This window comes from Novosphingobium sp. TCA1, assembly GCF_009811895.1.
Classification (GTDB): Bacteria; Pseudomonadota; Alphaproteobacteria; order Sphingomonadales; family Sphingomonadaceae; genus Novosphingobium; species Novosphingobium panipatense_A.
In genome coordinates, this window is the sequence record NZ_BLJH01000007.1 from 42,877 (window position 1) to 67,911 (window position 25,035).

Genomic DNA, 25,035 nt, shown 5'->3' on the forward strand with positions numbered 1-25,035 from the left:
CACTGCAAGCAGGAATTTTTCTTTCGCACTTGCAGCGTAACCGCTTGGCAAGACCGTTTCCGTGTTGCATCACATGGACAAACGGGAGTCACAATGACGGCTGCGGGCAGAACCAACTACGACGAAATGCTCAACGAGGACGGGTCGGTGAGGCCTGCCTACGCAGACTTCAGAAACTGGTACGACTCGCAGGACAAGGCCTGGCTCAAACGTCAGGACGCGGAAGCCGAACGCTTCTTTCGCCGCATCGGCATCACCTTCAACGTCTATGGCGACGATGCCGCCGAAGAACGGCTGATCCCCTTCGACATGATCCCCCGCATCGTCACTGCCCGCGAATGGCGCAAACTGACCCAGGGGATCGAGCAGAGGGTGCGGGCGATCAACGCCTTCCTCCAGGACCTTTACCACCGCCAGGAAATCATCCGCTCCGGCCGTCTGCCGGTCCACGCCTTGCGCAACAACGAGGCGTTCCTTGCGCAGATGATCGGCATGACGCCGCCGGGCGGGGTCTATACCCATATCGTCGGCATAGACCTCGTGCGCACCGGGCCGGACGAGTTCATGGTGCTGGAAGACAATGCCCGCACCCCCTCCGGCGTCTCGTACATGCTCGAGAACCGCGAGACGATGATGGCGATGTTCCCGGAACTGTTCACGAAGATCCCGGTGCGTCCGGTTTCGGACTATCCGCGCCGCCTTGCCCGTTCGCTGCGGGCCTGTGCGCCGTCCGCGTTCAAGGGCTCCGGCCGCCCGACCGTGGCCGTGCTCACGCCGGGAATCTACAATTCCGCCTATTTCGAGCATGCCTTCCTGGCCGACCAGATGGGCGCCGAACTGGTGGAAGGCAGCGATCTTCGCGTGGTGGACGGGCGCGTGGCCATGCGCACCACCACCGGCTACAAGGCGATTGACGTGATCTATCGCCGGGTGGACGACGATTATCTCGATCCCCTGAGCTTCAACCCCGATTCGGTACTGGGCGTGGCGGGGATCATGGACGTCTACCGCGCGGGCGGCATCACCATCGCCAATGCGCCGGGCACCGGCATTGCCGACGACAAGGCGATCTACAGCTACATGCCCGAGATCGTCGAGTTCTACACCGGCGAGAAGCCGATCCTCTCCAACGTGCCGACCTGGCGCTGTTCGGAACCGGATGCGCTGGCCTATGTGCTCGACAATCTGGCCGAACTGGTGGTCAAGGAAGTCCACGGCTCGGGCGGCTACGGCATGCTGATCGGGCCGACGTCCTCCAAGAAGGAACTGGCCGATTTCGAGGCCAAGCTGCGGGCGCGGCCGGACAATTACATCGCCCAGCCCACGCTTTCGCTCTCGACCGTGCCGATCTTCAACAAGGAAGGCCTGGCCCCGCGCCATGTGGACCTCCGCCCCTTCGTGCTGGTTTCGCCCGAGGGCATCGACATCACGCCGGGCGGGCTGACCCGCGTGGCGCTGAAGAAGGGATCGCTGGTGGTCAATTCCTCGCAGGGCGGGGGCACCAAGGACTCGTGGGTACTGGACGAGTGAGAACGCACTGATGCTGGGACGGGCCGCCAACGGCGTCTACTGGATGAGCCGCTACCTCGAACGCGCGGAGAATACCGCGCGGCTGATCGACGTGGGCTTCCACCTCGCGCTGACGCGCGGGAACAAGCATTCGCAGGACGAGGAGTGGAAATCGGTCCTGACGACGACGGGCCTGCTGGAAGACTATTGCGCCCGGCATGCCGACATCACCGGGCCGCAAGTGTTCAACTACCTGCTGCGCGATCGCGACAATCCCGGCTCGGTCCTCGCCATGCTGGAGAATGCGCGCACCAATGCCCGCATGGTCCGCAACAGCCTGACCAATGCCGTCTGGGAAACCACCAACGAAGGCTGGATGCACCTCAGCGAGCTGCTTTCGCGGCCGGTGCGCGAAACCAACCTGGGTGAGGTGCTGGGGCAGGTTCGGCGCACCGGCACCCTGGTGCGCGGGGCGCTGGAAGGCACGATGCTGCGCAACGAGGTGTTCAACTTCTCGCGCATCGGTACCTTCATCGAGCGGGCGGACAGTACGGCGCGCATTCTCGACGTGAAGTATTACGTCCTGCTGCCCTCGGCCGCCTGGGTGGGGTCCAGTCTCGACAATGTGCAGTGGGATACCCTGCTGCGTTCGGTGGCGGGCAACCGGGCCTATTCCTGGCTCAATGCCGGGGCGATGGACCCGCGCGGCATCGCCAGGTTCCTGATCCTCGACGGCCAGTTCCCCCGCTCGCTGGTGTTCTGCTACGAGAAGATCCGCAGCAATATGGCCGGGCTTGTCAAGGAATATGGGGAGGAGACCGGCGCGCACGAGATTCTCCGCGCCACCGGCACCGGCCTGCACCAGACCACGATCGAGGATATCTTCGAGATGGGCCTCCATGAATTCCTCCAGGATTTCATCGGCAAGACCCAGCATCTCGGCAATGCCATCGCCGCCGATTATCGCTTCATCGAATAGAGGGACGGCTTACCCATGCTGCTGACCGTCACGCATACCACCCGCTACGCCTTCGCCGATCCGGTCGCGCATGGATTGCAACGCCTGCGGCTGAAACCGAAGACCACGCATGGGCAGGAAGTGCTCGACTGGCGGATGGAACTGACCGGCGCGCGCCACGAGGCGCAGTATGACGACCATCACCAGAACCACACCGCGCTGGTTTCGATCGAGCCGGGCGCGCCGGAAGTGATCGTCACCTGCACGGGCACGGTGCGCACCAGCGACAACAACGGGATCACCGGCGCCCACTCGGGGCATACGCCGCTCTGGTGCTTCCTCCGCCCGACGCCGCTGACCCGCGCGGGCAACCGGGTGCGCGCCCTGCTGGCCTCGGTGGATGCGCCGCGATCGGATACACTGGGGTTCCTCCATGCCCTGTCGAGCGCGGTGGCCGCGCAGATCGACTATGTTCCCGGCGCCACCGATGCAGGCACCACGGCCGAGCAGGCTCTCGCGGCCGGACAGGGCGTGTGCCAGGACCATGCCCATGTCTTCATCAGCGCCGGGCGGCTGCTGGACATTCCGATGCGCTATGTCGGCGGCTATCTGCGCATGAACGACCGGGTGGAGCAGGAGGCCGGGCATGGCTGGGCGGAAGCCCATGTGCAGGGGCTCGGCTGGGTAGGTTTCGACATCTCCAACGCGATCTGCCCGGATGAACGGTATATACGCGTAACCAGCGGCTCAGACTATGCTGAGGCCGCGCCGGTTACAGGTATTGCCATGGGAGCGGGGAAAACCCGGCTCGACGTGCATTTGTCGGTGGGCGAGAATCTGCTAGGTCAGCAGCAACAGCAGTCCGCCGGTGGCGGTGGACAACAACAAAGACGGCAGCAGACATAGGGCGGCTGAACGGGCCGCACCCCGCAAAGGTCGCGCGGGGCTTCAGAATTCAGGGGTTTTTGGTTCCATGACCTATTGCGTGGGCATGATGCTGGATCGCGGGCTCGTGCTGATGAGCGACACCCGCACCAATTCGGGCGTCGACAACATTTCCACCTTTCGGAAGATGTATCACTGGGAAATCCCGGGCGAGCGGATCATCACGTTGATGACGGCGGGCAATCTGGCCACCACGCAGGCGGTGATCAGCCAGCTTGAGGAACGCAACAAGGCCCCGGCCGAGCGGCACAATACCCTGCTGGAGGCGCCGACCATGTTCCAGGTGGCCACGGTGGTCGGCAACCTGCTTCAGGATATCATCAGCGAACGCGCCGCGGACAATGGTCAGAACGCGGCTTCCGGCACGTTCAGCGCCTCGATGATCGTCGCGGGCCAGATCAAGGGCATGGAGCCGCGCCTGTTCCTGATCTATCCCGAAGGCAATTTCATCGAGGCCAGCTTCGATACGCCCTTCTTCCAGATCGGCGAGACCAAGTACGGCCGCCCGATCCTGATCCGCGGCTACGACCGCAAGATGACGTTCGAGGAAGCGGTGAAGCTGCTCTGCGTCTCGTTCGATTCGACGGTGAAGGCCAACCTTTCGGTGGGCCTGCCGCTCGATCTGCTGGTGCTGGAGCAGGACCGCTTCACGCCGCTGCACGAACGCCGTATCGAAGCCGGCGACCCCTATTTCCAGTCGATCTCGGAAGGCTGGGGCGAGGCCCTGCGCGCGGCCTTCAATGCCCTGCCGGACTACCGGATGGAAACGAAGCTGGACACCTCGGTCTAGGGTCGATCAACCCTTAGTCTTCCAGAGCCGTGAAGCGGAAGTCGCGGAATTTCGCCTCGCCGGGACCGGCGGCGTAGAGGCCGGGGCGCAGCATCAGGAAGCCGCCGCGTACATTGTGGTGGTAGCCTGACACTTCCATGCCCCTGTCGAAGCGTTTCCACGTCTTGCCGCCATCGCCAGAGGTGTGGAACGAGACGATGTGGCGGCGGTTGGTGAGGCGCATTCTCATGCGGCGGCCGTGCGGATTGGCCGGACGGCCGCGTTCCATGCCGTATTGGTGGGTGACGAAGCGGTTCTCGTCGAAACCCAGCCCGGCATAGAGCTTGTCGTCGTAGAACAGGACGAGGCCGGCCGTGCCGCCCGGCGCCAGTTCGATGTCGCACTCGAACCGGTAGCTAGTGTCGCCTGCGATCAGCAGCAGGGGCGATCCGCTGGACGGGGCAAGGCCCTTGCCTGCGAAGTGGAGTGCGCCCTCCGCCACCCGCAGGCGAGAGGCTTCGTCCGGGCCAGGGCGGAAGAACGACCATTTTGATCCCAGCGCCAGCGGTGCGGAGAAGTCGTCCGACAGCGGCATGCCGTGGGGCAGGGGGGTGGCCACTTGCGGCACCGGCAGGGGCTGGGACAGGTCGCCCCCGGTCATGCGGAACCAGCCGTCCTCGGTCCATTCGATGGTATCGAGCAGGCACTGGCGGCCGAGCGTCCAGTAGCCGTTCTCGAAGCCGTGGTAGAGCGTGTACCAGCGCTTGTCCGGCCCCTCTACCAGCGAGGCATGGCCGCGCGACCACCAGGCTTCGGACTGGTCCTCCGTGCGGACCAGCGGGTTGCCGGGGTGCTGCTCCCACGGTCCGTGGATCGAGCGGGCGCGGGCGGCGATCACCATGTGGCCGGTGGGCGGACCTGCCGTGCCGCCTACGGCGGTGAGCATGTAGAACCAGTCGCCATGGCGGTGGATCTTGGGGCCTTCGGGCGAAAAGCCCTCGACGTCCCAATCCTCGGGATAGTGCCAGGGATCGTAGACATGCTCGACCTTGCCGGCCAGCGAGAGGCCGTCCTCCGACAGGCGCACCCGGTCTCCGCCCGAAAGGAACAGCCAGCGTGAGCCGTCCTCGCCCACCGCGTGGCAGGGATCGATATGGTCGTGCAGGCCCAGCGGCTTCGGGTCACTCCAGGGGCCGTCGATGTGATCGGCCCAGATCACGTAGATCTCATTGGGCTCGGCCTTGACCGGGATGTAGAGGAAATAGCGGCCCTTGTGCTTTTCCAGGCTGACCGCCCAGACTGAGCCGATATTGCGGGTGAGCGCCGGTTTTCTCGGCTGCCAGTTCACCAGGTCGCGGCTGTGCCAGATGGTGAGGCCGGGATAGGAATCGAAGCTGGAGAAGGTGAGGTAATAGTCCTTGCCGTCCTTGAGGATGGCCGGGTCGGGCCGGTCGCCGGAGAGAACAGGGTTGAGCATCGTCCCGTTGCCGAGATCGGAAATGCGCTGACCGTCGAAGCCGCGCCTCCAATTACGGGCGGGAGCCGGGGAGGGGACCGGAGGAGTGGTCCCCGTCCCCGGCTCCCTTGCGGCAGCGTCTCTCCCCGCGAGAGTCGGTGCCGCAAGGCCGATACCGCCGAACAGGGCTGTCTTGAGTGCGTCGCGTCTGTCGAAAGTCATGCTGCCTCACGTGTTCTTACAGCCCAGTTCGATCAGGCCAGTCCGATCAGCCCAGCCCGACCGAGCGTGCCCAGGCGCGCCAGAGTTCGGGCCATGCCTCCACGGGTTTGCCGATCGTGCCGCGCAGGCCGAAGCCGTGGCCGCCCTGCGCGAAGAGATGGGTTTCCACCGGCACGCCCTGCGCCTTCAGCGCGGCGCGCAGGCGCAGGCTGTTGTCCACCGGGACGGCCGGATCGTCCTCTGCGTGGAGCAGGAAATGCGGCGGCGCGTCCTTTGGTACGGCGCGGTCGGGCGAATGGGCTATTTCCAGTTCCGCCGTGGGCGCGGGGCCAAGCAGCAGGTCGCGCGATCCGGCATGGGCGATCGCGGGGTCCATCGAGACCACCGGATAGATCGGCGCCGCACAGAATGGGCGGGCCGAGAGCTTGTCTGCCGCATCGACGGGATCGTAGACTTTCGCAGCGAAGCGGGTGGAAAGGCTGGCGCAGACGTGCCCGCCCGCCGAAAAGCCCATGGCGGCGACGCGTTCGGGCTGGACGGCGTAGTCCTTCGCGCGGTGCCGGATCAGGCGCATGGCGCGCTGCGCGTCGGCCAGCGGCACGTCCTGCCGGTCCTTCCAGCCTTCTCCGGGCAGGCGGTAGAACAGCACGAAGGCGGTGAAGCCGCGTGCCGCCAGCCAGCGGGCCTCTTCGTAGCCTTCCTTGTCGATCACCACGAGGCGGTAGCCGCCGCCCGGCGTGATCAGCACCGCAGCGCCGTTGGGCCGGTCGGGCCGGAACACCACCATGCGCGGGCGGGTGGTGCCGGTGACGGAACGGTCGTTGACTTGTGTAGTGGTGGAGCGCTCGGTGACGGTTTCGACCGGGGGGCTGGCGGGCATTCCCGGCGCGCCCTTCGGCCATAGGTCGATGGTTTCTACAGGTTCCGGCAGACCCGCAGGCGGCGTTTTCGCGGCGTCCGATGGGGGCGCGGTCTGCGCCAGCGCTCCTGTCGATACGAGCCCGGAAGCGAGAGAAGCCGCCATGAACGATCGGCGGTCGATAGTCATGGCGGCTTCCTCTTCGTTATTGCAGTTCAGGCTATTGCGCCGGTTTTTCCTGCCAGCGTCAATACTTGGCCCGCGCGCCGAACAGGATGGTGCGGCCGAAGTGGTTGTTCTCGTAGTTGCGCTGCGCGTAGATGTCGTTGGTGCGGTAGCGATACTCGTCGGTCAGGTTGTTGCCGTCGATCGACAGTTCCAGCCATTCGGTGGCCTTGTAGCGGATCGCCGCATCGACGCTGGTGTAGGAGCCATAGCCCTCGAAGATGTTGCCGGTGGCGCTGGTGGCGTCGCTGAAGGGGCCGCGATAGCTGACCGAGCCGCGAATGCTGAACTTGCCGTCGTCATAGTAGAGCGTGGCGTTCCAGGCCTTTTCCGACACGCCGAGGAGGGTGTTGTTGTAGATCGCGGAAACGCCGGTGAGCCCGCAGGCGTTGGTCGTGGGATTGCGGGTGCAGGCGGACACCGCCGGGCCGGTGATCTGGTAGTCGGCGCTGCTGTCGATGAAGGTGGCGTTGCCCTGGAAGCCGGTGTGGCTGAGCAGGCCCGGCAGGAACGTGAAGGGCAGTTGCAGCGCCACTTCCACGCCCTTGAGCGTCGCGCCTTCGCCGTTGACCTGCGAGGAGACCACATATTCCTGGTTGGGATCGTAGTTGATGTAGGCAGGCGTGCTCTGGCCCAGCACATCGCGGCCGAGGCCGAGCTGCGGCAGGGTGGCGACGTAAGTGCCCGCCACCGGGAAGCTCTCGATCTTCTTGATGAAGCCCGCCACCGACAGCAGGGCCTGCGGGGCGAAGTACCATTCGACCGAGGCGTCGAAATTGGTGGCGCGGTAGGGATCGAGGAACGGGTTGCCGAAGGTGACGCGGTAGTTGAACCCGTCCACCGAGCCGCCGGGGTTGAGGTTGCCCAGCGAAGGACGGGTGATCACCTTGGCGACGGCGCCGCGCACGATCACGTCGTGGCGCGGATAGAACGCGATGTTCATGGCCGGGAGCCAGTCGTCGTAGCTGCGCTCCACCGTCGCGGCGACGCCTGCGGTGTAGCCGGTCGAGGTCTGCTTGGTATGGGCGTAGCGCATGCCTGCGTTGCCCGCGAATTCCAGGCCGAATATCTCGCCCTTGACGTCGAACTGGAGGTAGCCGCCCGAGGTTTCCTCACGCACGCGGCGGTTGTTGCCCAGATCCTCGATCGCGGTGCGGCCGTAGAGGTTGGTATAGTCGGCGGCCTTGTCGATGTCGGCCACCAGCCAGGAACTGGTGGTGCCGTTCGGCTGCCCGGCATCGCCGAGGTCCACCAAACGCGAAAAATCCGAAGTTACCGGCAGGCCGTAGACGTTGGCCGAGCAGGTTACCTGTCCCAGGATCAGGTCGCGGGTGCCGTTGGCGCCGCAGGCGGCGGTGTCGCGCTGGAACAGCTGGGTGCGGAAGTCGTAGCGACGCCACACCGCGCCCGCCTTGACGGTGAAGCCGTCCGTCATGTCCCATTCGGTGCGCAGCTGCGCGGTCTTGAACTGGTTCTTGACGTAGGAGGGGCGGTCGCGGATCTCGGCGAGCTGGAAGTTCGCCGGATTGGTCACGTCCAGGCCATAGTCGAGCACGGGCGACTTCATGTCCGAATAGTCGAAGTTGAAGCCGTTGGCATTGCGGTTGTCGTAGGCGAAGGTCGTCTCGACCGGGATGTCGGCATTGGACTGCGAGAAACCGCCGAGCGCGGTGAAGCGGAAGGTGTCGGTGACGTCCTGGTCCCAGGTGGCGCCGAACTGGTAGAATTCGGTTTCGGACTTGCGCAGATAGCTTTCGGTGCGGACCCAGGTGTTGTCGTAAGTACCCGCGATCATCGTGCCCTTGTCGTCGTAGACCGGGTTCACGAGGTTGAAGCGGCGCTCGTTGGAACGGGCCAGCACTTCCAGCCATTGTTCGGCGCGGTCTTCCTTGAACGAGGAATAGAGGCCGTCGATCGAAAGCTTGGTGCGGTCGGTCGGTTCGAACTGGATCGAGCCGGTCAGGCCCAGTCGGCGGCGGTCATGCTCGACCACGCCGTAGCGCGGGATGCGCGCGTGGAAGGAAAGGGCCGCCGCGTCGCAGGCCGCCGAGGGCCGGTAGCCGCCGCCCGAATTGACCGGATTGCCGCCGGTCGGGCCGACGTTCGAATAGAAGCAGGGATCGCCGTTCACCGAATTGAAGTAGGCCTGCGCCCAGCGGACGGTGTTGTTGCCGGTTTCCAGCGTATCGGTGTGCGAATAGGCGGCCGAGAGATTGACGCCGAACGTGCCCGCATCGTTCTTCCAGGAAAGCAGCCCGGCCACGCGCGGCCCGACGTTGTCCGACAGGTCGTTGTAGGAACCCTGCACGTTGAGCACGGCGGAAAGGCCGGTCTTGCCTGCCAGCGGGTTGCCGGTGTTGAGATCGACCACGGCGCCCAGCGAGCCCTCGTCGAGGCTGGCTTCGGCGGTCTTGTGGACGACGAGGCTGCTGAACAGCTCGGACGCGAAGACGTTGAAATCGAACGCGCGATCACGGTTGGCGCTGGCACCGTCGGAGCTGGTGGCGATCGTTTCCAGCCCGTTCACGCGCACGCGGGTGAACTGGGCGCCAAGCCCGCGCACGGTGATCGCGCGGCCTTCGCCGCCGTCGCGCTGGATCGAGATGCCGGGGATGCGCTGGAGCGATTCGGCGAGGTTCTGGTCCGGGAACTTGGCCATGTCCTCGGCCACCACCGCATCGACCGCGCTGACGGATTCACGCTTCACGTTGAGCGCGGCTTCCAGCGATTTGCGGAAGCCGGTGACGATGATTTCCTGCGCGGCATTGTCGCTAGCGGTGGCTACGGAATCCGGAGCGACAGCGTTCTGAGCGGCAGTGTCCTGCGCGAACGCGGCCTGCGGCAGGGTCAGCGCGCTGCCTGCGACAAGAGCGGCCTTTACCAGCGAAATCCTCGTAACATGCCTTTGCATGATCACTCCCCCTGTTGCCGTTCGGCCTTTCGTGGCCGTATCGGTCAATTGATACCGGTGTCAGAAGCGGATGTAAGGAAAATCGGCGCATGGCCGCGCCTCACTTTCTTCGGCACCTGCTCCCGGCGTCTGTCGACGCCATCTTCCACGCCTTTCCGGCGCACTTTATCGAACTGGCAGTTCCATGGTCGAACTGCCGAAGCGCTGTCCTGTAATGACCGTCTTGTGATCTTCAGTTCGTTCTTGCCGGTATTGGTAACCGGTGTCATTAGTTATTGCCGCAGGGACGCCACCCTGTCAAGAACCCCTGTGACAAGCAGGGCAACGGGAGAGCAAAGTGAAAGCAAAGAGGCACTTCGGCCGTCTTACCCTTACGGTTTCCCTTACGATTTGTGGGGCGATCGTCGCGTTGGCGGGGGCTCCCGCAACGGCGGCCGCGGCAAGCTCGGTGGAGCCCACCAGGGGCGGCGACGGCGGGCGAATCATTCGCGTCACCACTCTGGCCAAGGACGGCCCCGGATCGCTCAAGGCCGCGGTCGAGGCGAAGGGCAAGCGCACGGTCGTGTTCGAGGTGGGCGGCGTGATCGACCTCGAACGCTCGGTGCTGGAGATCGACGAGCCCTACCTGACCATTGCCGGGCAGACCGCGCCTTCACCGGGCGTGACGATCGTTCGCGGCGGGATCGATCTCAAGGGCCACGACGTGAAGATCAGCCATCTGCGCGTGATGACCGGCGTGGACGGCCAGCCCAAGCTTTCGGGCTGGGAAGCGGATGCTTTCTCCACTGTGGCCGCCTACAACGTGATCGTGGAGCATTGCAGCCTGTTCTGGGCGATCGACGAGAACATGTCCACGTCCGGCCCGCGCTTCAACGGCAAGACCGTACATGAATGGCGCGCGGCCACCAGCCATGACGTGCTGTTCCGCGAGAACCTTGCCGCCGAGGGTCTCGCCGATGCCAGCCATCCCAAGGGCGAGCATTCGAAGGGGTCGCTGGTTCACGACAATGCCACCGGGATCGTCTTCTACCGCAACGTCTGGGCACACAACATGGAGCGTTCGCCGCTGGTGAAGGGCGGGGCGCAAGTGCTGATGATCAACAACATGATCTACGATCCGGGCCACCGCGCGGTGCATTACAACCTGATGAACCTCGAATGGGAGGGGCATCCCTATGTCACCGGCGAGATCACGGCGGTGGGCAACGTCATGCGGGCGGGCAATTCCACCGCGCCGGGCCTGCCGTTCCTGACTTTGGGCGGCGACGGCGACCTGGCCTGGTTCGGCAAGGACAACATCAATGTCGATCGCTGGGGCAATCCGGCGCCGATGTTCGGCCGCTACGGCGTGACCAAGGCCAGGCTGATCGAATCGCAGACGCCGCTGGCCCGTTTCGACGGCTACAGGGTCATGCCGGCCGCCGATCTGGAGACCGACCTGCTGGCCTCGGTCGGCGCCCGCCCCTGGGACAGGGCGGCGGACGACATCCGCGTGCTGTTCTTCGTGGCCGAAGGACGCGGCGAGATCATCGACGACGAGAAAGTGGTGGGCGGCTATCCGCATCCTGCCGCCACGCGCGCGGCCTTCGTGGAAAAGGACTGGAACCTCGATACGATGACGCCGAAATCCGGCCGCTATCCGGGTGAGAAGGCCGGTGCGCAGGAAAAGCTTTCCGAGCGTGACCGGGAAATGCGCGAAGGCGCCGGCGCTCAGGGAGCGCGGAAGTGATCGCCGGGCTGTTGCTGATGGCTCTTGCAGCGCCGCCGATGGCCGTGATCGACGAGAAGGACACCGTGCGCGAGGAGGCTCCGCCGCACGGCGCCATCGGCATGAGCACGGCCTATCGCATCTCCGATGCCGTGCCCGCGCCGCGGGCGATGGAGTTCCGCCGCCGGGTGCTGCACAAGGGCGCAGCGATCGGCGAACATCCCATCGCGCACGACGAAGTCTACTATGTGCTTTCCGGCGAGGGCGAGGTCGTGTCCGACGGCAAGCGCGCGCGGCTGGCACCGGGCATGACGGCCTATCTCTACAACGGCGCGGTCGTGGGAATCTGGCAGAGGGGCGAGGAACCCCTCTCGCTGATCATCGCCTATCCGAACCCGCCGGTGAAGTAGCGGGGACAATTGTTGCGGGTCAGTCCTGAGGCTTGACCCGCAGCAGGCCTTCCTGCGCGACGCTGGCCACCAGTTCGCCGGAGCGCGAATAGATCGCGCCGCGCGCGAAACCGCGGGCATGGCCGGACCAGGGGCTGTCCATCGTATAGAGCAGCCAGTCGTCGATCGGCGGATCCTGATGGAACCACATGGCATGATCGAGGCTGGCGCCCGAAACCCCCGGAGAGAAGAAACCGAGCCCCTGCGGCATGAGCGCGGTCGAGATGAGCGCGAAGTCGCTGGCATAGGCGAGGATCACGCGCTGCATCACCGGGTCCGCGCCCGATTGACCGGGGTTGAGCGACCGGGCCAGCCTGAACCACTGGTGGCGCTGCGGCAGGTCGCCAGCGGGCACCGGCGGGCAGGGCCGGATGTCGAAGGGGGCAAGCCGGTCGATCAGGAAAGCCGGGAGCTTCTGTCCGGCAGCGGCGAGTGCCTCCTGGAAATGGGGGCACTGTTCGGGCGCGAGGACTTGCGGCATGGGTACGGCGTGGGAGAGGCCGTCTTCATGGCGATGGAACGAGGCGGCCAGGTTCAGGATCGGCTTGCCGCCCTGCATGGCCACGACGCGGCGGTTGGAAAAGCTGCCGCCGTCGAAATCGGGCAGGACCCGGTAGATGATCGGGCGCCCGGCATCGCCCGCGCGCAAAAAATAGGCGTGGAGCGAATGGGCCTGCCGGTCGGGATCGACGCCCCGCGCGGCCGCCGCCAGCGCCTGGGCCACCACCTGTCCGCCATAGACACGGCCGGGCTGCTCCGCCGAAGCGGCGCCCCTGAATATCCCGGTATCGATTTCCTCGACCGTGAGCAGGTCGCGCAGGCCGTCGACGGCAATTTGGGGGGCGTCAGTCATTTGTCTGGTCTCCCGGCGATGTCATCGGCGTTTTCCTGAGCCAGGCGAGCGACTGGTTTTCGATCGAGAGTAGCTCTTCCAGGGTCTGCTCGATCGCGGTCTTCTGCTGGCGCAGTTCATCGATGCGATCGGTGACCCGGGCCAGGAGCGCGCGAACCTGCTCGTGATGCTCGGGATCGACGTCGTAGAGATCGAGGAATTCCTTGATCTCCCGGATCGAGAAGCCGAGGCGCTTGCCGCGCAGGATCAGCTGCATCCGGCCCATCTCGCGCTTGGAATAGATGCGCATGGTGCCCACCCGCTGCGGCGCGATCAGGCCCTTGTCCTCGTAAAAGCGCAAGGTGCGCATCGTCACGCCGAGTTCGGTCGCGGCCTCCTGGATGCCGAGCATGTCGCCGCCCGGCGCCAGCGTCGGCGCGGCGGGTTCCGGGCTTGCCGCTCCGGCGTCGTTAGGCGTGAGGGCTGCTCCCGTGCCGCTCACGCAGACGGGTCCTGAGCCGATCCGGCGGCCCGGCGCGCGTTTTCCTCTTCGACGAGTTCCTTCTTGGAAAGCTTGCCGACCAGTGTCTTGGGCAGGCTGTCGCGGAATTCGATGGCGGCCGGCATCTCGATCTTGTTGAGCCGCTCCTTGAGGAAGGCCATCAATGTATCCTGGTCCAAGACGTCCCCCGGGTGCAGCGCCACGAATGCCTTGGGGGCCTGGCCGCGATAGGCGTCGGGAACGCCGATCACGATCGCCTCGTGAACCATGGGATGCTCGTAGAGCGCATCCTCGATCGTTCGCGGATAGACGTTGTACCCCCCGCACAGGATCATGTCCTTGATCCTGTCCACCAGGAACAGATAGCCGTCTTCGTCCAGATATCCAACGTCCCCGGTGCGCAGGGCGCCGTAGATGAAGGTCTTTTCCGATTCCTCGGGCCGGTTCCAGTAGCCCGACATGACCTGGGGGCCGCGCGCGCAGACTTCGCCGCGGTCGCCCTGCGGCATGACGCGGTGCGGATTGTCGGGATCGCGGATTTCCAGCACGGTGCCGGGGAAGGCGGGGCCGCAGGAATTGTCCTTCACATCGCCTTCCAGCGGGTTGCAGGCGATGATCGGCGAGGCTTCCGACAGGCCGTAGCCCTCGACCACGCGCACGCCGGTGCGCTGTTCGAACTTCTGGCGCACTTCCAGCGGCAGCGGCGCGCCGCCCGAGATGCAGACGCGCACATTGTCGAACTCGCCGTGAAGCTCCTTGTTGTTGAGCGCGGTGTAGAGCGTGGGCACGCCGAAGAACTGCGTGGGCTTCGTGCGCTTGGCGGTGGCCAGGAACGACTTCATCTCGAAGCGCGGCAGCAGGATCATCTCGGCGGCGGTGTCCACCGAGTAGTTGAGCACCGTGGTCAGCGCGAAGACGTGGAACAGCGGCAAGACGCCCAGAGTGCGTTCCTGCTGTTCGGGCATGTGGCCGACATGGGCGATCATCTGCGCGGAATTCGCCGCGAGATTGGCATGGCTGAGCATGGCGCCCTTGGGCACGCCGGTCGTGCCGCCGGTATATTGCAGGACGGCAAGGTCCGAAGGCGCGCGTTCGACCGGATCGGGATCGGCATCGCGGGCGATCAGGTCGGCGAAGCGCAAGAAGCGCAAGTCGTGCGGCTCGTGCGCGATGTCCTTGCGCTTGAGCAGGCGATAGGCGCGGCCCTTGAGCTTGGGCAGGGCATCGGCGATCGGGCAGACGATCACCCGGCGCAGCGCGCCGTTCCTGGCACCGACCAGCGGCTCGATCTTGGGCAGCGACAGCGCAAGGTCGGAGGCGACGATGAATTCGGCCCCCGAATCCTCGACGAGGTGCGCCATTTCCCGCTCGGTGTAGAGCGGGTTGAAGTTCACCACGATCCCGCCGATGCGCAGGATCGCGAAGTAGCAGATCACGTAATAAGGCGTGTTCGGCAGGCACAGGCCTACGCGCGTGCCGTGCTTGACGCCCAGGTCCTGAAAGCCCCGCGCGGCGCGGCGGGACAGTTCGCCGATCTCCTTGTAGGTCCACTTGCGGCCCATGAAGTCGATCGCCGGCCAGGCGCCGTGGGCTTCCACGGCATGGTCGAGCAGGTCGGTGAGCAACCGCGGCGCGATCGGCGGCATCTCTTCCGGGAGTTGGGAGAAAGAGGTTTCCGGGGCGGAGCCACCGCCGATCGTCGCCGCGGCGCCCATCAGAAGGCCACCCGTGCGCCGAGCGAGAAGACCAGCGCCGAAGCGTCGGTCAGACGGCCGTTGGTGATGACCGGGGTCTGCGCGGCCGTGCCGGCATAGGCGGCGGTGAGACGGTCCACCGGAGCATCCTTGAAGGTGATGTACGAGGCCGCCGCGTCGATCGCGATCTTCTCGCTCATGTTGTAGGTGGTGCCTGCCGAGAAGTTCCAGCGGTTGCTGTCGGGCACGCGGGCGTCGCGGTTGCCGTTCGAGGTCGGGGTTTCGCCGTATTGGATACCGCTGCGCACCGTCCACTTCGGATTGACGTCATAGTCCACGCCGAAGGCGTAGGAGAAGCCGTCCTTGTAGTTCTCGGGAAGCGACTGGTTGATCGGCGCGCCGAGATCGATCGAATCGAACTTGCTCCAGCCATAGGCCACGACCTGGGCGTTCAGGGTGAGCTGCTTGGTCGCCTTGATGCGGCCCGACATGATCGCCTGCCACGGGGTGGAGAACTCGGCAGTGGCGTCGAGCGTCCGGTTCTGCGCGGCGAGCGGGCCGAGCAGGCCGTCGATGGTCAGCGTGCCCTTGAGCTTGTGCTTCACGGCAGACTTGTAGGCGACGCCGATCGAGGCCGGGCCGTTGTGATACTGCGCGCCGACCGACCAGCCCACATCCCAGCCGTTGCCCTTGAGGTTCTGGTGGCCGTCGGCAAGCGTCGGGGAGAGATTCGGCAGGTAGTTGCCGAGGGCGGCGTCCACATATTCCACGTTGGCGGCGGCGCCGACGTAGAAGCCTTCGAAGGGCTGGAAGGCCACGCTCGGCTGGATGTCGATGGTGCGCAGCTTGGTCTTGTCGGCGGAATAGCGTGCCCAGCTGTCGGAATCGTAGTCGGTGGTGAAGGAGTAGGGCGAGGTCACCGTCAGGCCGAAGGCGAACTTGCCGGTTCCGTAGGCGATCGAGCCGGAGGGCAGCACGCCGTTGTTGATCGGGTTCTTGGCAACCCCGTTGCCGCCGACCGGCGCCGGGGCCTGGCCGGGGCGCACGATCACGGTGCCGTCGTCCACCACTTTGCCGCGGGGCAGGATGACGCTGGCGTGGACGGAAGCCTGGCCGCCTTCGAGCCCGCCGATCGCGGCCGGGTTCCACCAGAGCGAATCGACGCCGGTATCGGCGGCTTCACCCGAAAAGGCGCGTCCCTGCGCGCGCACTGACTGTTCCTGAAGATAGAAGGCCTGGGCATGAGCCGATCCGGCAAAGCCGAACACGATGGCCGATGCGGTGCCCGCCAGAAGAATGCGGCCCGAAGTGCGTTTCATATCCTTGAACTCCCTTAATTCTCTTATGCCCTGAACCTTTGTAGTCTTCCCGGCGCGCCTCAGGGGATGCGCGTCCAGGTCTGGGTCTTGCACAAGGGCCAGACGATGCAGCCCTTGAGCTTGAGGCTGTTGGCGCCCGAAGGCGTTATCGTCGCCTTGTAGGTGCCGCCGTCCTCAGGATTGTAGATCTGTCCTTCGACCCATTCGTTCCCCTTGGCCTTGAATCCGCCGACAATTTGCAGACCCTTGATCTTGCGGCCACGCTGCGCGGTGTCCTTGTTGTTCACGTCGCGAAGGTCGGGATTGGCCTTGATGCCGTCCGAATCGACGAGCCTGCCGCAGACCGATTCGCCGCAGCGGCTGAGTTCGACAACGCCGTGTTTGGAAGGCGTGCGCCACTTGCCCAGAACGGAATCGTTTCCGGCTGCGAATGACGGATTTGCCAAGGGAATGAGCGACAGGGCGCCGGCAACCATCGCCAGTCCCACGGGTTTCCAATTTCTCATGAGCGACCTCTCCATCGTCTCTCCAATCGGACATCTTCTCACCGCAAGGGCGGGGCCCTTACGCTGGGATGTTGATTTGTCGTAACCCAAAATTTGCTTGACGTATAGGGAAAGAATTGCACCCTTAGGGAAGAAGACGACGCAGCCTCTGGAAGAGCCTCTGGCGCGTCGGACCACGGAGAGAGTGCATGCAAAGTGTCGTGATCGCGGGTTACGCCCGCTCGCCCTTCCACTTGGCCAACAAGGGCGCGCTGGCGCGGGTCCGCCCCGACGATCTGGCCGCGCAAGTGATTCGCGGGCTCATCACCAAGACCGGTGTGGAAGCTGCCGATATCGAAGACGTCGTCGTCGGCTGCGCCTTCCCGGAAGGCGAGCAAGGCTTCAACATCGCCCGCCTCGTCGGCCTGCTGGCGGACCTGCCGATCTCGGTCGGCGGCATGACCGTGAACCGTTTCTGCGGCTCCTCGATGAGCTCGATCCACTACGCCATGGGCCAGATCGCCATCGGCGCGGGCGAAGTCTTCGTCTGCGCGGGCGTCGAGTCGATGAGCCGGGTGCCGATGATGGGCTTCAACCCGCTGCCCAACCCGGCGCTGGCGGCGAAGAGCGCCGCCTACATGTCGATGGGCGAAACGGCCGAGAACGTCGCCACCAAGTACCAGATTTCGCGCGCCGATCAGGAAGCGCTGGCCGTCTCCAGTCAGCAGAAGGCCGCAGCCGCGCGTGACGCCGGCAAGCTCACCGACGAGATCGTGCCGATCCAGACCAAGACCGGCCTTGTCAGCGAAGACGGCACCATTCGCGGCGAAACCACCGCAGAAGGCCTTGCCGGCCTGAAGCCCGCGTTCGACGCCGCCGGTTCGGTGACTGCCGGCACCTCCTCGCCGCTGACCGACGGTGCCAGCGCCGTGCTCGTCACCACCGAAGACTATGCCCGCGCCCATGGCTTGCCGATCCTCGCCCGCATCAAGTCGGTCGCGATTTCGGGCTGCGCGCCGGAAACCATGGGTCTTGGGCCCATCCTCTCCAGCCAGAAGGCGCTTGAGCGTGCCGGTATCTTGGCGGGCGACCTCGACGTGGTCGAACTGAACGAAGCCTTCGCCTCGCAGGCGCTGGCCTGCATCAAGGACCTCGGCCTCGACGTGGCCAAGGTGAACATCGACGGCGGCGCGATCGCCATCGGCCACCCGCTGGGCGCCACCGGCGCTCGCATCGTCGGCAAGGCGGCCTCGCTGCTGAAGCGCGAAGGCGGCAAGTACGCACTCGCCAGCCAGTGCATCGGCGGCGGTCAGGGCATCGCCACGATCCTGGAGTCGGTGGAATGAGCGACACCATCAAGAAAGTATGCGTGATCGGCGCCGGTACCATGGGTGCCGGGATCGCCGCTCAGGTTGCCAATGCCGGCGTGCCGGTGCTGCTGCTCGATATCGTTCCCAAGGACGCCACCAATCGTAACGTGGTAGCCGAAGGCGCGGTGGCGAAGATGCTCAAGACCGAGCCTGCGCCGTTCATGAGCAAATCGGCCGCCAAGCTGGTCGAGACCGGCAACATCGAAGATCACCTGGGCAAAGTTGCCGAGTGCGACTGGGTGATCGAGGCGGTGATCGAGCGTCTCGACATCAAGCAGGGCCTCTATGCCAAGCTGGAAGCGGTGAAGCGCGACGGTACTGCCGTTTCGTCGAACACCTCGACGATCCCGCTCGCCAATCTGGTCGAAGGGCGTTCGGACGCGTTCAAGCGCGACTTCCTGATCACGCACTTCTTCAACCCGCCGCGCTACATGCGCCTGCTGGAGATCGTCACCGGCCCTGCGACCGACGCTGGCGTTGCCGCCAAGGTCGAGCAGTTTGCCGACATTTCGCTGGGCAAGACGGTGGTCAAGGCCAAGGATACGCCGGGCTTCATTGCCAACCGCATCGGCACCTACTGGATCCAGCTTGGCCTCAACGCCGCGTTCGACATGGGGATCACCGTCGAACTGGCCGATGCCATTGCGGGTAAGCCGATGGGCGTGCCCAAGACCGGCATCTTCGGCCTTGTCGACCTGGTCGGCATCGATCTGATGCCGCACTTGCAGGCCAGCCTCACCTCGACGCTGCCCGCAGGCGACCTCTATCACGGCATCGCCCGCGACATTCCGCTGATCAACAAGATGATCGGTGAGGGTTACACCGGCCGCAAGGGCAAGGGCGGGTTCTATCGCCTCAACAAGGAGGCCGGTCGCCGCAAGGAAACCATCGACCTCCAGACCGGCGAATACCGTCCGACCGTGACCGCACAGGGCCCGCGCGGCGCGGCGGCCAAGGGCGACCTCAAGGCATTGGTCGAAAACAAGGGCGACATCGGCGCCTACGCATGGGCCGTGCTCGGCGCCACGCTGGCCTATGCCGCCAGCCTTGTGCCCTCGGCCGCCGATGACGTGGTTGCCGTCGATGATGCGATGAAGCTGGGCTACAACTGGAAGGCCGGCCCGTTCGAGATGATCGACAAGCTCGGCGCCAAGTACCTTGCAGAACGCCTCGCCGCCGAAGGCAAGGCCGTGCCGGAAATCCTGACCGTGGCGGGCGACCGCACGTTCTACCGGATCGAGAACGGCAAGCGCCAGTTCCTCGGCCTCGACGGCGAATATCGCGACATCGTCCGCCCCGAAGGCGTGATGCGCCTTGCCGACGTGAAGCTTTCGTCCAAGCCGATCCTCAAGAACGCTTCGGCGGCGCTCTGGGACATTGGCGACGGCGTCGTCTGCCTTGAATTCACCGGCAAGATGAACGCGCTCGACGGTGAAGTCATGAAGCTGATCGGGCAGGCCATCCCGCTGGTGGCGGCGCAGTATAAGGCGCTTGTCGTCTACAACGATGCCGATACCTTCTCGGCCGGTGCCAACCTCGGCCTGGCGCTCTTTGCGGTGAACATTGCGGCGTGGGGCGAGATCGAAAAGCTCGTTGCCGGTGGCCAGCTCGCCTATAAGGGCCTGAAGTACGCCCCGTTCCCCGTCGTCGGCGCGCCTGCCGGCATGGCGCTGGGCGGCGGCTGCGAGATCCTGCTGCACTGCGACGCGATCCAGGCCCATGCCGAACTCTACTGCGGCCTTGTGGAATGCGGCGTCGGCCTCGTTCCGGGCTGGGGCGGCAATGGCGAGATGATCGACCGCTGGCGCAAGGCTCCGGGCATGCCCAAGGGCCCGATGCCTGCCGTTGCCAAGGTGTTCGAGATGGTCTCGACCGCGCAAGTCTCCAAGTCTGCCCAGCAGGCGCGCGAGATGATGATCCTGCGGGGGGATGACGGCATCTCGATGAACCGCGATCGCCTGCTCTACGACGCCAAGCAGAAGGCGCTGTCGCTGGTGGAAGGCTATACTCCGCCCGAAGCGCCCGAGTTCAAGCTGCCCGGCGCCGGTGGCCGCACGGCGCTTGGCCTTGCGGTGGAAGGCTTCCACAAGCGCGGCATGGCGACCGACTACGACGTGGTCGTCTCCGGTGTGCTGGCCGATGTGCTGACCGGCGGCGAGTTCGACCTCGTCGACACGGTGAGCGAGGGCGAACTGCTGAAGCTGGAACGCGATGCCTTCATGGGCCGCCTGCGCGATGGCCGTTCGGTCGCCCGCGTCGAGCACATGCTCGAAACCGGCAAGCCCCTGCGGAACTGATGTTGCGTAACTGATAAGGTATGAATGCGCGCCCGTCGGTGATCCGGCGGCGCGCGCGAGGAGAGTGACATGCAAGTCTACGAAGCGCCCCTGCGCGACATGAAGTTCGTGCTCCACGAACTGCATAATGACGACGGCTTCGGTAATCTCGAAGCACTGGCCGAATTCACGCCCGATCTGGTGGACGCGGTGCTGGAAGAGGCCGCCAAGGTGGCACAGGAAGTCCTGCTGCCGCTGAACCGCAGCGGTGATATCGAGGGCTGCACGCTGGAAAACGGCGTCGTCCGCACCCCCAAGGGCTTCAAGGAAGCCTACGACATGTTCCGCGAAGGCGGCTGGTGCGCACTGGCGTCCGACCCCGAGTGGGGTGGGCAGGGCCTGCCCGAGGCGCTGAACAAGCTGACCGAGGAGATGATCTGCTCCTCCAACCTGTCGTTCAGCCTCTATCCCGGCCTTACCCACGGCGCGACCACCGCGATCGAGGGCTATGCCAGCGACGAACTGAAGCAGGCCTACCTGCCCAAGATGGTCGAAGGCACCTGGTCGGGCACGATGTGCCTTACCGAACCGCACTGCGGCACCGACCTTGGCATGCTGCGTACCAAGGCGGTTCCTCAGGGTGATGACAGCTTCAAGATCTCCGGCGCGAAGATCTTCATCTCGGCGGGCGAGCACGACCTGACCGAGAACATCATCCACCTCGTCCTCGCGCGGCTTCCCGATGCGCCGGAAGGCGTGAAGGGCATCAGCCTGTTCCTGGTGCCGAAGTACCTGCCCAAGGAAGACGGCACGCCCGGCCCGTCCAACGGCGTTTCGGTGGCGGCGATCGAGCACAAGATGGGCCTCAAGGCCTCGGCCACGTGCCAGCTCAACTTCGACGATTCGATCGGCTGGCTGGTCGGCACCGCGAACAAGGGCATGGAAGCCATGTTCAAGATGATGAACACCGAACGCGTTTCGGTGGGCATCCAGGGCCTTGGCGTGGGTGAAGCCGCCTATCAGTCGGCCGTGTGGTACGCCAAGGAGCGCGTGCAGGGTCGCTCGCTGTCGGGCGTGAAGAACCCCAAGGGCCCGGCCGATCCGATCATCGTCCACCCGGACGTGCGCCGCATGCTGATGACCGCGCGTGCCTATAACGAAGGCAGCCGCGCCGTTGGCGCATGGGTCAGCCGCGCGCTGGATGCCGAAAAGCACGCGACCGATCCGGCCGTGAAGGCCCGCGCGGAAGACTTCATCGCGCTGATGACCCCGGTGGTGAAGGCGCTCTTCACCGACTGCGGTTATGAAAGCGCGAACCTGGCAGTGCAGGTCTACGGCGGCCACGGCTACATTGCCGAAAGCGGCGTGGAACAGTTCGTGCGCGATGCCCGCATCGCCATGATCTACGAAGGCACCAACGGCATTCAGGCGCTCGACCTTGTCGGCCGCAAGATGCCAGCGCATGCCGGTCGCTACCTGCGCTCGTTCTTCCACCCCGTTTCGGACTTCATCGAGGCGAACAAGGCGGACGAGACGTTCGGCAAGATGATCGAAGGGCTGGAAAAGGCCTTCGGCGCGCTGCAGCTTTCCACCGGAACGATTGCCCAGAAGGGCATGAAGGATCCCGAGGAAGCGGGCGCCGCCGCGACCGACTATCTGCGCCTGCTGGGTCTCGTCGCCATGGGTTACACTTTCGCCAAGGCGGCGCTGATCGCCCAGGCGAAGCTGGACGAAGGCACCGAGGACGCCGCGTTCTACACCGCCAAGATCGGCACTGCGCGGTTCTTCTTCGACCGTCTGCTGCCGCAGGCGACCGCTGCGTTCCTGGCGATCAAGTCGGGCAAGGCCTCGATGATGGCGCTGGACGTCGAGATGTTCTGAAGCCCTGCTTCAGACGCGCGATGGACGGGGGTGGGCGCCGGCGCCTGCCCCCGTTCCCGTATCAGGCTGCTCCGACCCAAACTATCCAGCCGACCAGCCACGCCGCGACCACGCAGGCGATCAGCCGCCAGACCGGAGCCTTGACCATGCCGGTCGTACCGGCAGGCATCGCGCGCGAGCCAGTGAGCATCGGGGCGATCAAGTTGTCGCGCTTGATGACGCGGTAATAGAGGATCGCGCCCAGGTGCAGCACGATCATCACGAGGATCAGATAGAACACGATCCCGTGCAGGTCCGTCATCCGGCTGGCGGTGGACGAGGACACCAGGTGGTTGAGCGGCCCGGTGGTGCCGTCGTCGGGGTCACCGGAGAAAAGACCCAGCAAAACCTGCAAGGCCATGAGGCCCAGCATCGCCAGCACGCTCCAGCCACCCGCCGGATTGTGCCCGGCCGTTGGTTCATGAGCGCCTGATTGCAGATGTTCCAGAACCGCGCCGGGGCCGCGCACGAAGCCTGAAAACCGCGCGGTGGAACTTCCCACGAAGCCCCAGAGCACGCGGATCACCAGCAGTTGCATCAGTACCGTGCCGATGCTGGTGTGCCAGCCCATTTCGCCGTTCTCGGCTGTCCACCAGAGCGCCGGGATCAGCGCCGCGAAGCTCCAGTGGATCACGCGGACCGGCCAGTCCCACAAGGGGGTGCGGACGGTCTCCGCACCCGGCCGGGAACTCACTGCTTCTTCTCGCGGAAGTTCTCGTGGCAACCCTTGCAGGCGCCGCCGATCTCGCCCATCGCCAGCTTCGCGGCGGCCGCATCCTTGGCATCGGCGGCGGTCTTGAGCTTGCCGGCGGCGGTGGCCAGCCTGTCTGCCGCGGTCTTGAATTCGGCGGGCTTGTCCCAGATCGCGGGGAGGGCCTCGGTCTTCTCGCCCGATTCCTTGCCGCTACCCTTGGGGAAGAGCGCGACGATCTTGCCCGCGTCCGTCTGGATCGAGGTGGCGGAGGCGCTTACGGTCGCAAAGTCCGGCTGATCGTCCTCCAGGGCTTCCTTGGCGGCCTTGTTGGCCTTGGCGATCGCCTTGAAATTGGCCTCGCGCGTTTCGATCGTCTCGGAAACCGAAACCGGTTCGCCCGAGGCGCCGGTGGTCGTCGCGGCCGGTTCGGAGCCCTTGCAGCCGGTCATGGCGGCGGCGAGGGCGATAGCGGTGAGAGTCGTCGTCAGGATGGTCTTCGAAGCCATGTCGCTGCTCCTGGCAGTTGTCTTGCAAGCGGGAGGCCGTCCATTTTGCCCGTCGGCCTTGTTCCCAAGCGCTTGATAACCGCTGTTGTTGCCATGCGGCGAATGGTTTTTGGAGATTCGCTCAATGTCGTTCCATCCGGGACTTTAGGGTAGCGGTCCGTGGCCATAGCTGCTTTTAGGGCGCCGCTGGAAGCTAACGAGGATGTTGGATGTTGAATGGGCGGAGCAATGGCTTTAGGGGGCGCGTACTGGCCCCGGCTCTGTTCATGGCATCCCTGTGCCTCGGTATGGGTACGGCCGCCGCGCAGGCGCCGCAGGCGAACGACGGCGCGGGAATGCTCAAATCCCTGCAGAACGACCCGGCTATGCCGAGCGTCGCGCCGGCCGGATATGACGTGACCATCGTCGTCTTTTCCGATTACCAATGTCCCTATTGCCGCAAGCTCCACGGCTCGCTGAAGCAGTTAATGCGGCAGGATCGCAAGGTTCGCATCGTCTACCGCGACTGGCCGATTTTTGGCGCGGCTTCCGTAGAGGCGGCGCGATCGGCGTTGGCAGCGCGCTATCAGGGAAAGCATGCGGCGTTCAATGAGGCGCTGATGGCGACCAGCGGCCGTCTCGATTCCCAGGCGATCCAGCTCGCTGCGCAGCGAGCCGGCGTCGATGTAAAGCGCCTCAAGTCCGATCTCGTTTCGCACAAGGGCGATATCGACGCCGCCCTGGCGCGAACCGCACGGTTTGCCGACCTGATGAATCTTTCCGGCACACCGGCTCTTGTGATCGGCTCCTATCTGCTGCCGGGTGCGGCCACGCCGGAAATGCTGGGAGACGCCGTGGCGATGGTCCGCAAGTCGTCCTGACGGGAATCAGCCCCTTGTCGCTCCGGGGCGGGTGACCTGCCTTGCCCACCCCTCGATTCCGAGCTGCGCGGGGACACCGTCGAGGATCGCGTCCAGTCGCTGACCTTTATCGACGCGGCAACCGCGATGGTGGGTGGCGACGGTCTGGCGGCCCGTGGGATCGCTCCAGGTGATCGTGTAGATGGAGGTGTCGCTGATGGCGGTATCGCATTCCACGGCGGCGCTCGTTCCGCTTGCCGGGCGATAGGGCGCGAGTTCGGCGGCGAGGGCGCGGTAGCTTCCGTTACCCGCCTCGCGCCGCGTTTCGCCGAGAACGGCAGTGTGGCGAAGGCCTTGGAACCGGACCGCTCCTTCCGGCGCGATCGTGACATTGTAGACCGGGCAGAAGCCGAAACAGGGGCCGACGGAAATTGCTATCGTTTCCGCTTCGGGTGCCGCAGGCGGAACGTTGTCCGCCCCGGGCAGAGGCGTGCAGGCACTTGCCGTCAGGGCTGCGGCGAGAAGCGGAAGGCTCCACGGCTTGAGGTTCGTCACGGGGCAGACTCCTTGACGCCGCCCTCCGGTGG

Annotated in this window: 22 protein-coding genes; 10 read left to right on the plus strand and 12 right to left on the minus strand. The window is 65.2% G+C overall.

Going from position 1 to position 25,035, the window contains the following annotated elements; translation table 11 throughout:
- Window positions 1–93 precede the first annotated feature (93 nt).
- The 4 genes from NTCA1_RS10640 to NTCA1_RS10655 all read left to right on the plus strand — a co-directional run bounded on the left by NTCA1_RS10640 (window position 94) and on the right by NTCA1_RS10655 (window position 4,202).
- On the plus strand, window positions 94–1,530 hold the full coding sequence (locus NTCA1_RS10640; RefSeq protein ID WP_159830474.1) for a circularly permuted type 2 ATP-grasp protein: 1,437 nt from the start codon (window positions 94–96) through the stop codon (window positions 1,528–1,530).
- A 10-nt stretch (window positions 1,531–1,540) separates the two neighbouring features.
- Window positions 1,541–2,488, plus strand: coding sequence for an alpha-E domain-containing protein (locus tag NTCA1_RS10645; RefSeq protein ID WP_159830475.1), 948 nt, complete (start codon window positions 1,541–1,543; stop codon window positions 2,486–2,488).
- A gap of 15 nt (window positions 2,489–2,503) precedes the next feature.
- Window positions 2,504–3,373 (plus strand): transglutaminase family protein, encoded by an 870-nt coding sequence (locus tag NTCA1_RS10650; protein ID WP_159830476.1) that lies wholly within the window; start codon window positions 2,504–2,506, stop codon window positions 3,371–3,373.
- Between the two features lie 67 nt (window positions 3,374–3,440).
- Window positions 3,441–4,202 (plus strand): proteasome-type protease, encoded by a 762-nt coding sequence (locus NTCA1_RS10655; protein ID WP_086492467.1) that lies wholly within the window; start codon window positions 3,441–3,443, stop codon window positions 4,200–4,202.
- A 13-nt stretch (window positions 4,203–4,215) separates the two neighbouring features.
- On the opposite strand, the gene NTCA1_RS10660 is transcribed toward NTCA1_RS10655, so the two are convergent.
- Genes NTCA1_RS10660 through NTCA1_RS10675 form a run of 4 tightly spaced genes read right to left on the minus strand, consistent with a single transcriptional unit; the run spans window position 4,216 to window position 10,123 of the window.
- Window positions 4,216–5,859 (minus strand): family 43 glycosylhydrolase, encoded by a 1,644-nt coding sequence (locus NTCA1_RS10660; protein WP_159830477.1) that lies wholly within the window; start codon window positions 5,857–5,859, stop codon window positions 4,216–4,218.
- A 46-nt stretch (window positions 5,860–5,905) separates the two neighbouring features.
- Window positions 5,906–6,907, minus strand: a complete 1,002-nt coding sequence (locus NTCA1_RS10665) for an alpha/beta hydrolase (protein ID WP_159830478.1) — start codon at window positions 6,905–6,907, stop codon at window positions 5,906–5,908.
- Between the two features lie 58 nt (window positions 6,908–6,965).
- Window positions 6,966–9,854: a TonB-dependent receptor gene (locus NTCA1_RS10670; protein WP_159830479.1), complete on the minus strand. Its 2,889-nt coding sequence runs from the start codon at window positions 9,852–9,854 to the stop codon at window positions 6,966–6,968.
- Between the two features lie 44 nt (window positions 9,855–9,898).
- Window positions 9,899–10,123, minus strand: a complete 225-nt coding sequence (locus NTCA1_RS10675) for a hypothetical protein (protein WP_133084159.1) — start codon at window positions 10,121–10,123, stop codon at window positions 9,899–9,901.
- Between the two features lie 131 nt (window positions 10,124–10,254).
- Here NTCA1_RS10675 and NTCA1_RS10680 point away from each other — a divergent pair, with 131 nt between their 5' ends.
- Window positions 10,255–11,583 (plus strand): polysaccharide lyase family 1 protein, encoded by a 1,329-nt coding sequence (locus NTCA1_RS10680; RefSeq protein ID WP_236549247.1) that lies wholly within the window; start codon window positions 10,255–10,257, stop codon window positions 11,581–11,583.
- Between the two features lie 17 nt (window positions 11,584–11,600).
- Window positions 11,601–11,972, plus strand: a complete 372-nt coding sequence (locus tag NTCA1_RS10685) for a cupin domain-containing protein (protein ID WP_374705181.1) — start codon at window positions 11,601–11,603, stop codon at window positions 11,970–11,972.
- A gap of 19 nt (window positions 11,973–11,991) precedes the next feature.
- Here NTCA1_RS10685 and NTCA1_RS10690 read toward each other — a convergent pair whose 3' ends face one another.
- From NTCA1_RS10690 to NTCA1_RS10710, 5 genes are all read right to left on the minus strand, one after another.
- Window positions 11,992–12,864 (minus strand): acyl-CoA thioesterase II, encoded by an 873-nt coding sequence (locus NTCA1_RS10690; protein WP_159830481.1) that lies wholly within the window; start codon window positions 12,862–12,864, stop codon window positions 11,992–11,994.
- Window positions 12,857–13,255 carry a MerR family DNA-binding transcriptional regulator gene (locus tag NTCA1_RS10695; RefSeq protein WP_159830580.1) on the minus strand — a complete coding sequence of 133 codons (399 nt, stop codon included), beginning with the start codon at window positions 13,253–13,255 and terminating at the stop codon, window positions 12,857–12,859. The genes NTCA1_RS10690 and NTCA1_RS10695 overlap by 8 nt, the downstream gene beginning before the upstream one ends.
- An 86-nt stretch (window positions 13,256–13,341) precedes the next feature.
- Window positions 13,342–15,060, minus strand: coding sequence for a long-chain fatty acid--CoA ligase (locus NTCA1_RS10700; RefSeq protein ID WP_159830482.1), 1,719 nt, complete (start codon window positions 15,058–15,060; stop codon window positions 13,342–13,344).
- Window positions 15,060–16,358: an OmpP1/FadL family transporter gene (locus NTCA1_RS10705; RefSeq protein WP_086492461.1), complete on the minus strand. Its 1,299-nt coding sequence runs from the start codon at window positions 16,356–16,358 to the stop codon at window positions 15,060–15,062. Before NTCA1_RS10705 ends, NTCA1_RS10700 begins: the two co-directional genes overlap by 1 nt.
- 59 nt (window positions 16,359–16,417) lie before the next feature.
- Complete coding sequence (locus tag NTCA1_RS10710; RefSeq protein ID WP_201282458.1) at window positions 16,418–16,864, minus strand: DUF2147 domain-containing protein; 447 nt, start codon at window positions 16,862–16,864, stop codon at window positions 16,418–16,420.
- A gap of 188 nt (window positions 16,865–17,052) precedes the next feature.
- Between NTCA1_RS10710 and NTCA1_RS10715 the strand changes: the two genes are divergently transcribed.
- The 3 genes from NTCA1_RS10715 to NTCA1_RS10725 all read left to right on the plus strand — a co-directional run bounded on the left by NTCA1_RS10715 (window position 17,053) and on the right by NTCA1_RS10725 (window position 22,370).
- The gene (locus NTCA1_RS10715; RefSeq protein ID WP_159830483.1) at window positions 17,053–18,189 is read left to right on the plus strand and encodes a thiolase family protein; all 1,137 of its coding nucleotides are present in this window, start codon (window positions 17,053–17,055) and stop codon (window positions 18,187–18,189) included.
- The gene (locus NTCA1_RS10720; RefSeq protein WP_159830484.1) at window positions 18,186–20,510 is read left to right on the plus strand and encodes a 3-hydroxyacyl-CoA dehydrogenase/enoyl-CoA hydratase family protein; all 2,325 of its coding nucleotides are present in this window, start codon (window positions 18,186–18,188) and stop codon (window positions 20,508–20,510) included. Before NTCA1_RS10715 ends, NTCA1_RS10720 begins: the two co-directional genes overlap by 4 nt.
- Window positions 20,511–20,579: 69 nt before the next feature.
- Window positions 20,580–22,370: an acyl-CoA dehydrogenase C-terminal domain-containing protein gene (locus tag NTCA1_RS10725; RefSeq protein ID WP_159830485.1), complete on the plus strand. Its 1,791-nt coding sequence runs from the start codon at window positions 20,580–20,582 to the stop codon at window positions 22,368–22,370.
- Window positions 22,371–22,431: 61 nt separating this feature from the next.
- Here the strand turns inward: NTCA1_RS10725 and NTCA1_RS10730 are convergent, their stop codons facing one another.
- Together NTCA1_RS10730 and NTCA1_RS10735 are read right to left on the minus strand one after the other, a co-directional pair.
- Complete coding sequence (locus NTCA1_RS10730; RefSeq protein WP_159830486.1) at window positions 22,432–23,103, minus strand: cytochrome b/b6 domain-containing protein; 672 nt, start codon at window positions 23,101–23,103, stop codon at window positions 22,432–22,434.
- Window positions 23,100–23,609, minus strand: coding sequence for a cytochrome c (locus NTCA1_RS10735; RefSeq protein ID WP_159830487.1), 510 nt, complete (start codon window positions 23,607–23,609; stop codon window positions 23,100–23,102). The genes NTCA1_RS10730 and NTCA1_RS10735 overlap by 4 nt, the downstream gene beginning before the upstream one ends.
- Before the next feature lie 266 nt (window positions 23,610–23,875).
- Between NTCA1_RS10735 and NTCA1_RS10740 the strand changes: the two genes are divergently transcribed.
- Entirely contained in the window at window positions 23,876–24,469 is a 594-nt protein-coding gene (locus NTCA1_RS10740) for a DsbA family protein (RefSeq protein WP_159830488.1), read from the plus strand.
- A 6-nt stretch (window positions 24,470–24,475) separates the two neighbouring features.
- Here the strand turns inward: NTCA1_RS10740 and NTCA1_RS10745 are convergent, their stop codons facing one another.
- On the minus strand, window positions 24,476–25,003 hold the full coding sequence (locus NTCA1_RS10745) for a DUF6438 domain-containing protein (RefSeq protein WP_159830489.1): 528 nt from the start codon (window positions 25,001–25,003) through the stop codon (window positions 24,476–24,478).
- Window positions 25,004–25,035 lie beyond the last annotated feature (32 nt).